General features: G+C 67.5%; 12 protein-coding genes and 1 tRNA gene. 5 read left to right on the top strand and 8 right to left on the bottom strand.

Annotation, left to right across the window (positions count from 1 at the left end):
- Window positions 1-56: 56 nt before the first annotated feature.
- The 4 genes from P0Y33_RS14970 to P0Y33_RS14985 form a co-directional block, all read right to left on the bottom strand.
- A complete protein-coding gene (locus P0Y33_RS14970) occupies window positions 57-314 on the bottom strand; it encodes a hypothetical protein (protein ID WP_279528185.1) in 258 nt (85 codons plus the stop codon).
- Window positions 315-442: 128 nt separating this feature from the next.
- On the bottom strand, window positions 443-1,114 hold the full coding sequence (locus P0Y33_RS14975; protein WP_279528186.1) for a DUF7504 family protein: 672 nt from the start codon (window positions 1,112-1,114) through the stop codon (window positions 443-445).
- A 321-nt stretch (window positions 1,115-1,435) separates the two neighbouring features.
- Window positions 1,436-1,509: transfer RNA gene (locus P0Y33_RS14980), tRNA-Ile, on the bottom strand.
- Between the two features lie 97 nt (window positions 1,510-1,606).
- Window positions 1,607-2,227: an FxsA family protein gene (locus P0Y33_RS14985; protein WP_279528187.1), complete on the bottom strand. Its 621-nt coding sequence runs from the start codon at window positions 2,225-2,227 to the stop codon at window positions 1,607-1,609.
- Window positions 2,228-2,392: 165 nt separating this feature from the next.
- Between P0Y33_RS14985 and P0Y33_RS14990 the strand changes: the two genes are divergently transcribed.
- Window positions 2,393-4,012: a DUF255 domain-containing protein gene (locus P0Y33_RS14990; RefSeq protein ID WP_279528188.1), complete on the top strand. Its 1,620-nt coding sequence runs from the start codon at window positions 2,393-2,395 to the stop codon at window positions 4,010-4,012.
- Between the two features lie 367 nt (window positions 4,013-4,379).
- Window positions 4,380-5,183: a TrmB family transcriptional regulator gene (locus tag P0Y33_RS14995; RefSeq protein WP_279528189.1), complete on the top strand. Its 804-nt coding sequence runs from the start codon at window positions 4,380-4,382 to the stop codon at window positions 5,181-5,183.
- A 37-nt stretch (window positions 5,184-5,220) separates the two neighbouring features.
- On the opposite strand, the gene mptA is transcribed toward P0Y33_RS14995, so the two are convergent.
- Both mptA and P0Y33_RS15005 read right to left on the bottom strand, forming a co-directional pair.
- Window positions 5,221-6,159, bottom strand: a complete 939-nt coding sequence (gene mptA, locus P0Y33_RS15000; protein WP_279528190.1) for a GTP cyclohydrolase MptA — start codon at window positions 6,157-6,159, stop codon at window positions 5,221-5,223.
- 67 nt (window positions 6,160-6,226) lie between these two features.
- Window positions 6,227-7,054, bottom strand: coding sequence for an NAD(+)/NADH kinase (locus P0Y33_RS15005; protein ID WP_279528191.1), 828 nt, complete (start codon window positions 7,052-7,054; stop codon window positions 6,227-6,229).
- Between the two features lie 131 nt (window positions 7,055-7,185).
- Here P0Y33_RS15005 and P0Y33_RS15010 point away from each other — a divergent pair, with 131 nt between their 5' ends.
- The gene (locus tag P0Y33_RS15010; RefSeq protein WP_279528192.1) at window positions 7,186-8,199 is read left to right on the top strand and encodes a KaiC domain-containing protein; all 1,014 of its coding nucleotides are present in this window, start codon (window positions 7,186-7,188) and stop codon (window positions 8,197-8,199) included.
- A gap of 368 nt (window positions 8,200-8,567) precedes the next feature.
- A complete protein-coding gene (locus P0Y33_RS15015) occupies window positions 8,568-8,816 on the top strand; it encodes a hypothetical protein (RefSeq protein WP_279528193.1) in 249 nt (82 codons plus the stop codon).
- 1 nt (window position 8,817) lies between these two features.
- Here P0Y33_RS15015 and P0Y33_RS15020 read toward each other — a convergent pair whose 3' ends face one another.
- Window positions 8,818-9,246 (bottom strand): universal stress protein, encoded by a 429-nt coding sequence (locus P0Y33_RS15020; protein ID WP_279528194.1) that lies wholly within the window; start codon window positions 9,244-9,246, stop codon window positions 8,818-8,820.
- 109 nt (window positions 9,247-9,355) lie between these two features.
- Window positions 9,356-11,137: an ATP-binding protein gene (locus P0Y33_RS15025; RefSeq protein WP_279528195.1), complete on the bottom strand. Its 1,782-nt coding sequence runs from the start codon at window positions 11,135-11,137 to the stop codon at window positions 9,356-9,358.
- 88 nt (window positions 11,138-11,225) lie between these two features.
- Between P0Y33_RS15025 and P0Y33_RS15030 the strand changes: the two genes are divergently transcribed.
- Window positions 11,226-11,597 (top strand): DUF7113 family protein, encoded by a 372-nt coding sequence (locus P0Y33_RS15030; protein WP_279528196.1) that lies wholly within the window; start codon window positions 11,226-11,228, stop codon window positions 11,595-11,597.
- The last annotated feature ends 6 nt before the right edge of the window (window positions 11,598-11,603 follow it).

Genomic DNA, 11,603 nt, shown 5'->3' on the forward strand with positions numbered 1-11,603 from the left:
CCGGTGGTTGGGCCACCGGGGCGAAAAAGACTCTCGTTCCGTCCGCTCGCGTCGCCTCACTGATTGCTCGTGGTGTACAGCATCGGGCCGACGACGAGGAGGGCGAGACCGAGGTACTTGTAGTGTGACGGGGCCAGCGACGTCGGCGTGACGAGGAACAGGACGCCGAACGCGAGCGTGTTCAGCGCGACGAGTCGTTGGGAGTTCTTCGGGAGGACGCCGACGACCGAAAGAACGAACAACGCCAGCAACACCTGGCCGAGGTTCAACTGCAGGATGAGTTCGTCGACGACGGGCATCGGTAGCAACGGCATTGCCTACCAATGGCATGGTTCGGCTCTTCAAACTTCCGGGTGACGAGGTGGCGCGACCGCAAGCACGGGTACGGGCACGAACACGGACGCGGGAGAAGTGTGACGGGAAGTGAGGTGACAGTTCGTCCTCAGGCGCTCTCGTCGTCGGGGAGTCGCTTCCAGACGAGTTCCCACTCGTCGCCGCCGGTGCCGGCGGATCGGACGACAGCGTCGAACGTCGTCGTCAGCGCCGAGAGGGTCTGCTCGTCGTGGGCGTCGGGGTCGAGGTGGAAGTGACCGGTCACGTCGGTCGTCGAGAGCTGGCTGGTGAGCGTGTTGAGGAACCGGAAGGAGCGATTGAGACCGAAGTCGTCGACGAGGTGGGTGACGGAGTCGAAACAGAGTGCCACACGGTCGTCTCCCGCGAGGGTGTCGAGTCGGTCGCGGACGGTCGTCGGGAGCGATCCGGTCTCGTCCGGGTGGATCGTCTCGACCGTCGGCGAGACCGCGTCGGCGAACGACTCCGAGGTGTACTCGGCAGCGTCGGCGTCGGTGTCTTCGTCGCCGTCGTGGACGGCGAGCACCGTCGTCTCGGCGGGGACCCGTCCGACCGTCGACCGGAGGTGGTCGAACAGGTCTTCGGGGTCACCGTAGACGACGCCCAGCAGGTGGTCGACGTCGGTCTCGGTCCCCGTTAGTAAGTCGCTACATCCCCGGCTGCTCGTCTCCTCCGAAGACAAGAGGAGTACGTTCGAGACGTCGCCGACCGTGTGCTCGAGTGATTCGGTCTGCGCGGACGAGCCAGAGTGTACATCGCTCATTAAGCGAGCCCCCTCCAGAGGTTGTTGTTACTACTCGTGCGAGCATAAAGAGGATTGGGGGCGACGGCCCCGAATATTCGGGGTCGACGGAGTGTCACCGGTGTTCGGCGCCGCGGTCCCGTCCTCGTCCACCTCTCGACGACTCGTGCCACCGTCGTCTCCAACGACGTCGAGGGGTGTAGTCGTGGTGGCTCGATAATCAGGGTCGGGTGATACCGGGTGGGTGACGTCGGGGAGTTTCGGGAGCGAGCCGCTACGCGAACTCGAAAACAGTCTCCGACGAGTAGCCGTCCGACTGGCCGTCGTGAGTGTCGTAGAAAGTGGGCCAGTGCGGATTTGAACCGCAAACTTCCACCTTATCAGAGTGGCGCTCTACCTAGTTGAGCTACTGGCCCGCGTGGGCCACCGTTCGTCTCGAACGCATCTATCCGTAACCGGGAGGTAAGTAAAAGCGTTTCCTTTCGGCAGCAGACGGGGAGGTGTTCGCACGACTCAGGCAGAGCGGCCGTCGGCGTCGCCGTCGCGGTCCTCGTCGTCGAACTCGATGTCGTAGGCGTCCGAGTCGAGGTCGACCGCGTCGTCGTCGGCGGGGTCGGGTTCGGCCCAGGGCGAGGTCGCGTCGCCGTTCGCGCCGGCGAAGCCGCCCGCGTCGGTGCCGGTCCCCGAACCGGCCTGCTGCCAGCCATCTTCCTGGTTGGGGAAGCCGAAGGTGTAGACGTTCCCGCTGGCGAAGCCGCCCGTCCGGTCGTCGAGCGCGGGGAGGATGTAGCGCTGCTTCAGGAAGCCCCGAATCGGTGCCCGCGTGAACGGGACGACGAACAGGAAGCCGAGCGCGTCCGTGACGAACCCCGGCGTCAGGAGGAACGCGCCGGCGGCGATGAGGAGACCGCCGTCGACCAGTTCGTCGGTCGGTGGCTCGCCACGCTGGAGCGAGCGCTGGATCTTCCGGATAGTGTTGCGGCCCTCGGCGCGGACGAACAGCGTCCCGAGGAGCGCCGTCACCACGACGAGCGCGACGGTGAGCTGCCACGTCAGGTACGTCGTCGCGACGTAGACGAGCAGGATGGCGTCCACGAGCGGCACGAGCAACAGTGCCGCGAACAGCCGTTTCATTAGCTGTCCGTTGGGGACTGTCGGGTATATCTCTTGGGCTCGATTCCCACGGCCGACCGCGACGTCGTCGCCACCGTCGGTGTCGGTCCGCCACCACGCTCGCGGTCTCGACGCCGCGCTCACCGCTTCCGAAGCGCTTTCCCGCCGACGCCCGGAGTGACCAGTATGGACGAGTCCGCACGCCAGACGAAAGTGAACTGGCGAGAGTGGGGACCGGCGACCTTCGAGGAGGCCGACGCCGCCGACATGCCGCTGTTGCTCTCGCTCTCCGCGCCGTGGTGTGGGTGGTGTCGCCGGATGGACGAGGGCGCCTACAGTGAACCCCGCGTCGCCGCGAACGTCAACGAGGACTTCGTTCCCGTGCGCGTCGACGCCGACCGACTCCCGCGTGTCCGCGAGCGCTACAACATGGGCGGGTTCCCCTCGACCGTCTTCCTCACCCCCGAGGGGAAACTCCTCTCCGGGGCGACCTACCTCGAACCGGACGGCTTCCGGCAAGTGCTCGAACGCGTCCGCGAAGCCTACGACGAGAAGGGTCGCGACGCCGGTCGCGTCCCCCGCGCGCTCCGCGGCGAGAAACCCCCGGCGGGCGAGGTGACCGCGGACATCGAGCGCCTCGTCGCCGGCCAACTCGGCGACAAGTACGACGAGGACCACGCCGGGTGGGGGACGAGCGAGAAGTTCCCCCTCCCGCAGACCGTCGAGTTCGCCCTCAAACGCGAGCGCGACCAGGCGCTCCGGACCCTCGACGCCGTCAAGCGCAGCCTACTGGACGACTTCGACGGCGGCTTCTTCCGTCACGCCCACGAGCGCGACTGGTCGGACCCCCAGCGCGAGAAACTCCTCGACGAGAACGCCGCGCTCCTGCGCGCGTACGCCAACGCTTACCTCTACACCGGCGAGGGCGCCTACCGCCACCCCGCCCAGCGGGCCATCGACTACCTCACGGGCACGCTCTGGACGGGCGAGGCCTTCGGCGGGAGTCAGGAACCCGGCGACTACTACGCGCTCCCGCCGGAGTCCCGGACCGAGGAGAACGAACCCGACGTGGACGCGACGGCGTTCGCCGACCGCAACGCCCGCGCCGCCGACGCCCTGCTCACCTACGCGGCCTACACCGACGACGAGACCGCCGCGCGCTACGCCGAGCGCACGCTCGACTTCCTCGAAACCGAACTCGTCGACGACGGTCGCGTCGCCCACTACGGCGAGGACGACGCCCCCACGGGCCTGCTCGCCGACCACGCGTGGGTCGTCCGCGCCTTCGCCACGGCCGCGCAGGTCGTCGACCCGGTCTACGCGGAGACGGCCCGCCACGTCGCCGACGACGCCGTCGACCGCCTCGCCACCGAGTCGGGCGCGCTGGTCGACGGCCCGGAGGAAGGTCCGGGCCTCCTCGACCGCCCGCTCTACCCGGTCGACGACAACGCCACGTTCGCGAACGCATTGGTCGACCTGGCGGTGCTCACTGGCGACGACGCCTACGAGACGGTCGCCCACGACGCCGTCGCGGCCTTCGCCGGTGCCGCAGACCGGATGGGCGTCCAGGTCGCCCCCTACGCCACGGCCGCCTCGCGTCTCGTCGGCGGCCCGCTCACCATCGAAGTCGGCGACGACGCCGGCAGCGACCTCCACCGTGCCGCCCTCCGGATGGCCGACCACGAGAAGGTCGTCGTCCCCGACGCCGACGTCGCGGCGGGGACGGCCCGCGTGAACGGCGGCGAACCAGTCGAGACCCCCGAGGCACTCGCCGAGGCCGTCTCCGAAGCGGTCGCCGAGGAGTGAAGACCGGGCCACTCGACCTGGCCCAAATCGGTCCGGCCCCGCCCGACCCGGCCTCACCCAACAGATCGTGTTTCGCGCCGCTGTTTCTCAGTTGTTCGGGTACGTTGTCGAGATATGGACGACGTTGCCGAGATATCGGCCGGATTTCCAGGATATTTGGGACGTTGTCGAGATATGGGCGAGATAGTCGAGATATGTCGTGAATAACTCGGTTGTTCGCTGCGCTGGGGGACACCCCGGTGGGACGGACTCCCGGCGTCGAACACGAACGCGAACGCGGACGCGGGTGCGGACGCGGGTCCGGATGCGCTGCCGGAACGAGTAAACTGGCCGTGTGTTTTTACCGGTCGCCGACGTACGACGTCCCATGAGTTCACTCCGGGACCTCGGTCTCTCAGAGTACGAGTCCCAAGCCTACGAGTCGCTGTTGGGACTGGGCTCGGCAACCGCCAAGGAGTTGTCGGACGAGAGCGGCGTCCCGATGGGCCGCATCTACGACGTCCTCGGGAGCCTCGAGTCGGCGGGGCTCGTCCGAGCACAGTCGGCGAGTCGACCCAAACAGTACGCCGCCGTCGAACCGGAGACGGCCGTCGACCGACTCCTCGACCGACGCAAGCGAGAGTTAGAGACGCGCGAGCGACAACTCGAAGAGACCGCCTCCGAACTCGCCCGCGAACTGGAGGCGCCGACGACCCCCGACTCGCGGTTCTGGACCGCCGCACTCGGTCCCGAGGACTCCATCGACCTGTTCGTCGAACGCCTCGACGCCGCGGAGGACCGGGTCGCACTCGTCGCGAGCACGTCGGGGTTCGACCTCGCGGAGGGACAGACGCGCGCCATCGAGGCCGTCGGGAACGCCCTCGACCGCGGTGTCGACGTCTCCATCCTCCTCTCGCCGTCGCTCGTCGGGCAGTTCGACGACGCGGTCCTCGCACACCACCGTGCGGAGTTCGCCGACGACGAGCGTTTCGAGGCGCGTGTCAGCGACGCCGCCCGTGGGAACACGACCGTCGTCGACGGGCGGGAGGTGTGCGTCGAACTGCCGAACCCAGTCGCACAGAACCAGGCGTTCGCCCTCGTCAACCTCAAGGACGCCTCCTTCGCGGCCGACGTCCGTCGGGAGTTCGACCGGACGTGGGGCGACGCTGCCCCGTTGACCGCCGGGCCGTAGCCGCGAGGCCGTCGCGCTGTAGTCGCCCACGTCGTCCCTACGCCTCTCGTTCGCCGGCGACTTCCGCACGGAGGTCGCCCATCGTCGCCACGCGCTCGGCGTGGGCGTTGTGCTGGTGGATGGACTCGTCGTTCGACTGCTTCATCGTCACGACCGTCTCGTCGTCGAGGTGCTCGTACTCCTCGACGACGCCCTCGGCCAGCGAGCGGACACAGTCCTCGACGAACTTCGCGTTCGCGTGCGCCTGGAAGGTCATGTGGTCTTCGTCCGGCCGCTTCGCGAGGTTGTAGATGCGCGCGCTCATCGCGTCCTTCGCGATGGTCGCGAGGTCGCGGAGGTCGACGGCGGGTTCGCCCTCCGTCTCGACGGTGAGGGTGGCGTGCCCGCGCTGGGAGTGACCGGCCTGCGGGACCTCCTGGAGGAACTCTCGGACTTCGTCTTCCTCGACACCGAGTTCGTCGAGTTTCTCGCGGGCGCGCTGGCCCATCATCTGCTGGGAGCACGGACAGACGGTCATGCCGGTGACGCGGACGCCGACCTCCTCGTGGGTCGGTTCGCCGTCGGTAGCCGTCGCACTCGCGAGGATGTCGATGGTGCCCTGGGTGGGCCGCCCGGTGGCCGGCGTCTCCTCCTGGGTGACGTACTCGGCCTCCATCTTCACCGTCGCGGTGGAGGTGTAGTCGTGTTTCTCCAGCAGTCGGTCGGCGACGTCGCCACACACCTGCTCGACGCGGTAGGCCGGTTCGCTGACCGCGTCTTCGAGTGTCTCGTCGATGACCTCCATGTTCCGACTCATGTCGATGCCCTTGCGGCGGGAGGGGAGGTCGACGTACACCTCGAACTCCGCCATCAGGACGATGGGGCGTTTGCCCTCGCGCTGGAGTTTGACGAGTTTCTCGACGCCCGTGACGCCGACCTGGCCGAGACCGACGGTCACGTCGGGTTCGGAAGCCTGCACGTCGGGAAGTTGGGTCATTACCTCGCGGTTGGACGGCGGCGCCGGAACTACTTTCGGTTTCGGCCGTCGGCGCCCCGACTCGCGCTCACTCGAGTTTGTTCAGCGCCTGGAAGAAGTCGCTCTCGGGGCCGGCGACGCGGGCCGGTTCGGGTGCGCGGGAGAGGCGGACGACCTCGGGGAGGTAGACGCGTTGTTGGCTCGACCCGTCGCTGGAGATGACGGCCTCGTCGGCGTCGTCGACGCGGATAGTGATCTCGCTGTCGGTGCGGACGGCGAGCGGCGGCATCCCGTCCTCGGAGGCCATGCCGTTGACGACGAAGGTACCGACGCCGGGTTGGAGCAGCGGCCCCCCTTCGCTGAGGTTGTAGGCGGTGCTCCCGGTCGGCGTCGTGACGAGGACGCCGTCGGCCTGCCCGCCCATGTAGAGCGACCCGTCGATTCGCACCTCGATGGAGAGGCCTTGACCGTGTCCGCGCTGCGGTCCCTGGACGACGACCTCGTTGAGCGCGGGGGTCAGCGACCACTCCTGGTCGCCCTCCGCCTGGATTCGGGGGATCTCGCGGTACTTCACCGACCCCTCCTCGTGGTAGCGTTCGACCTCCCGGCGGACCGCCTCGATGGCCTCGCTCGGTGCGACGGCGTTGAGGAAGCCGACTTCACCGAGATTGACGCCGAGCACGGGCGTACTCCCGGCGCCGTGGGCCGCGTAGAGGAAGGTGCCGTCTCCGCCGATACTCACCACGAGGTCGCAGTCGACGAACTCGCCGACGTCGTGGCCGGCCTCGTCGAGGGACTCGGCCGTCGCGGCGTCCAGCAGTACCTCGACGTCCTCGGCCTGGAGCGTCTCTCTGATGTCCGCCGCGAGGTAGGCCGCACGGGCGTTCCCTCGCTGAGCGACGATGCCGACGCGCATGTCCGAATCGCACGGTCCCCGTCGTGAAAAACCCCACACCTCCGCGTCCTCGGCGGAAACTACTTTTCGGCTCGCGCACCATTCACGGACCATGACGTGGCTCCGGCGTGTGTCCCCCGGTGGTGGTGTCGGTGGCTGAGGACTCTGACGGCCCCGGAGAGGGCGACGCGGACGGGGCGGACGAGCCGGTCGACGAATCAGACTCGTTCGCCGACGCCTTCGGCGGTGGGAGTGACGACGAACGCGACGAAACGGACGAGGCGGACGAGGAATCGGACGAAGAAGCGTTCGATTTCGGCGGCGGAAGTGACGACGAAGAAGACTTCGGCTTCGGCGGTGGAGCAGGCGAGGAGGACTTCGGCTTCGGTGGTGGAGCCGGCGAGGAGGCGTTCGGTTTCGCCGGCGGCGGCGAAGACGACTCCTTCGAGGAAGACGAGTTCGAGTCGGAGATTCCCCGCGTCGAACTCGGCATCGACGGACTCGACAACATGATTCAGGGAGGCCTCCCCGAGCGGAGTCTCGCGGTCACCATCGGCAGCGCCGGGACCGGGAAGACGACGTTCGGTCTCCAGTTCCTCCACGAGGGAATCTCGTCGGGGGAGCGTGGCGTCTTCATCTCGCTGGAGGAATCCCGCGAGCGCGTCGTCCGGAGCGCCGAGGAGAAGGGGATGCCCTTCGAGCAGTACGTCGCCGACGGCGACCTCGCCATCGTCGACATCGACCCGGTCGAGATGGCCAACAGTCTCGCGAGCATCCGCGACGAACTCCCGCGTCTCATCGAGGAGTTCGGCGCGTCCCGCCTCGTCCTCGACTCCGTCTCGCTGCTGGAGATGATGTACGACGACCAGGCGACCCGCCGGACGGACATCTACGACTTCACCCGGAGTCTGAAGCAGGCCGGGGTGACGACACTCCTCACCAGCGAGGCCTCCGAGGACAACCCCTACGCCTCCCGCCACGGCATCATCGAGTACCTCACGGATGCGGTCATCATCCTCCGCTACATCCGTACCGAGGACTTCCGCGAGACCCGTCTCGCCGTCGAGATCCAGAAGATCCGCGACGCCAACCACTCCCGCGAGACGAAACCCTACGAGATTACGGGCGAGGGCATCTCGGTCTACCGGCAGGCGAACATCTTCTAGCCCACTTTTGCACGAGGGTCGCCGAAGGCGACCCTCGGCAAAACCTGGAGGAAAAAGCACTCCTCGCTCCAGCGCGCCTCCGGCGCTTAGTCGCTCGTCGGCCTCGCGGCGAAGCCGCGAGTGAACCGCCGACCGACCGGGTCCTTCGGACCACTCGGTCGACGGATACTCGGAGCGCAGTTGGCTAGGCTCCGGCACTCGTGGTCGCGTAGGTTCAAGTAACAGAACGGCCACAGAGTGGCGCGTGACCTGAAGAGGGCCACGTGGCGCGGATTCGGTCAGCACGACGCGCGCCGCGTGGACGGGGGATTCGCGTCGTCTGTCAGCCCCACCACACACTTTTGGCGGAGCACCGAGTCGACCGCTACGTGCAGTCCGAATCCGACGTCGCCGCCGAGATGGAACGGGTCGAAGAAGGTGACCGGGTTCTCTGGAACGGCCGCTCGGTTCCTCAGGTCGTGACCGAGGTCGACGAGGACTCCTTCGTCGTCGAGGGGAACCGGGGCGGACACTATCGGTTCTTCCCGAACGCGCCCGAAGGCCCCACGCTGACGAACCTCAACAGCGGCCGCGACTGGGACGTCGACGACTTCAAAATCGCGTTACCGTCGGCGTAGGCTACCGAACGATGGTGACGGGCATCGGCGAGCGACGCACCACGGCCTCGGCGACGCTCCCGAGGAGGACGCGGGAGACGCCCGAGCGACCGTGGCTACCCATCACGATGTGGTCGATGTCGTTCTCCTCGGCGTAGTCGACGATGGTTCGCGAGGGACGCCCGACCTCGGTCGCGGTGTCGGCGAGTTCGACGCCGTACTCGTCGGCGGTCTCCTGGGCGTTCTCGAAGAGCTGTTCGGCCTCCTCCTGGGCCTGTTCGTACCACTCCTCGGAGTAGCCGGGGACCGTCGCCTGCGCGGTGTACCCCGCCTCGATGGGGTCGATGACGTGCAGGAGGACGATCTCGTCCGACTGGAACTCTTCGAGTGCGTACTCCAGTGCGTGCGTGGACTGTTCCGAACTGTCGTAGGGAATCAGGATTCGGGTCATGTCCGGCGGTTCGAAGGGCCGGAAGAAAAGAGTAGGGGCCGACTCTTCCTGGCTCAGTGTCCCACACCCGCGTTCACGAGGACAACCCGGTCCCGCGGCGCTCCAGTCTCTAGTGTTTCGTCACACAGGTCGGGAGGCCCCGGATCTCCACCGGTTCGGAGTTGTCCGGCGAGTAGACGACCATCTGGCCCTTCTCCATGTAGGGGACCTTGTCCTCCAGGTTCGCGGGGATGTTGACGCTCTTGATGGCGTCCTCGTCACCGAGGTTCAACACGACGGTCGTGTTGATCTGCTTGAACACCGGGTCGGCGATGTCCTGGGGGTCCTGGGTGATGAGGAAGAGCCCCAGACGCTCCTTTCGACCCTGTTTCGCGGCGTCGGTGAACTTCCCGACGACGCGGCGGGCCTGCACGCTGTCGGCGTCGGTGAGGAAGTTGTGCGCCTCGTCCATCCCCACGAGCAGCGGCGTCTCCTTGATGCGGTCGAAACGGGGATCGTTCGAGAGCTTCTGGTCGACGAGCAGCGCGGAGAGGGCGAGTACCACCGTCTCGGCGTTCCGGGAGTTCGTCAGGTGGTAGGTCGGGACCACCGAGAGCCGACCGGGTTTGACGAACTCGTGGACGAGGTCGGTGATGGGCCGCGCGTCCTGGTCGAAGACGTCGCCGAAGCCGAGCACGCGCCGCCGGATGGCGTCGAACGTCGCCTCGTGGACGCGTCCGGACTGGTCGAGCTCCTCTCGGAGCGCGGGGTCGTCGAGGAAGTTCGTGAACTCCCGGTACGTCCCGCCACGGCCGTACTGGTCGCGGAACCGCTCCAGGAGGACGTGTCGCAACGCGTTGTACTGGTTGTCGTTCAGTCCGGAGCCAGCGATGAGCCAGGGGTTGTCGAACACCATCTCGAAGGGGATGGTGAACTCGACCTGCTCGGCGCGGTGGTCGCTCGCCGCGTAGGAGGCGTTGCCGACTTTCGGGACGAACGTGACCGTGTCGTCGTGGCCGCCGTGGGCGAGGTTCTGTGTCTCCCACGCCCGTGCGTCTTCCCGAGTCGCCTCGGGGTTGTCGTCGTGCATCTGGGAGTACTCGTCCTGTGGGTCGAACTGGACGACGGCCATCCGGCGTTCGGCCTCCGTCCCCTCGTCGCGGACTGGGTAGGCGCGGTCCTCGTGGAGGTACTGCCGGAGGACGTTCTTCGCGGTGTGGGTCTTCCCGGACCCGGTGCCGCCGGCGACGAGCGTGTGGCGGAAGACGAGGGGGTCGCCCGCCGCGTAGTCGTCTTTCAGCCGGTAGTCGATAGTCGGCGGTTCGGCGGCGGTGCGGACCTTCTCGCCGCCGACCGAGAGGTGGCCCAGGAAGACGCCGTCGCTCGGAATCTTCAGCCCGGTCTTTATCTCCTCGGGGTCGTCGGCCTCGCGGACGACCGTCTCGGGTTTCGGCACGCGGTCGGGCATCCGCCGTTTCAGTTCGCCGTCCTGTTCGTGGAGGACGGCGACGGGGTCGAGGTCCGCGACGAACTTGTAGTCGCGCTCGTCGACCTCGTTCGAGCGCATCGCCCGCCGCGCGTGGATCTCGTTGGCGTCGTCGCTGCGGAACGCCTGGGCGTACTCCAGTCCCGAGATGCGGCAGAACAGCGTCTCCCCGCCCGGATACGGCGCGAGGAGGTACTTCCCGATACGGACCGCCGAGCGATTCGGTGCCGTCACGTAGGCCCGCAGACTCGTCTCGCGGCCGTCCTCGTCGATACGGAGTCCCTCCGAGACGGCGAGGACGCCGAGTCCACGCTCGGTCCCGGCGTCGTCGAAGGTCGTTCGCTCGAACGCCGACCCGGCGTCGTCGGCGTCGGCATCCGCGTCGGCGTCGGTGCCGTAGTCGGCGAAGTCCTCGAGGTCGCTCATGGCGAACGTGTTGGCTCCCCGTCCACAAGTGTCTTCGCTCGTGGGGTCCGCCGGACACCTTTTAAGGTGGGATGTCGTACCCGACGGTATGTTCCAGGTTCGCGGCTCTGCGGGTGGGACGACCTTGACCGGGACGCTCTACGAGCGTGGCGAGGACGCCCCTTCGTTCAAGGGTGCGCCCGACGAGGCCGCGCCGTACGTCTGGGTCTGCGACGAGTTCTACGCCGTCGAGAGCGGCGGACTCGTCCAGCAGGTCGACGGCGAGGAGGTGAACGTCGCCTTCGAGTCGCCGATGCCCCGCGGGTTCGACACGCGCGAGCAGGCGCTCGACGCCGCCCGCGAACACATCAAGACGCAGTTCGCACGCATCGGCGTCGACCCGGCGGACGTCACTATCGAGGTCGTCAAAGACCGCGAGTACGAACGCCGGGGCGGCCGGGCGCGCGGCCGGTCGGACTGAGCCGAC

Origin of the sequence: Halospeciosus flavus, assembly GCF_029814175.1 — an archaeon.
GTDB lineage: Archaea > Halobacteriota > Halobacteria > Halobacteriales > Halobacteriaceae > Halospeciosus > Halospeciosus flavus.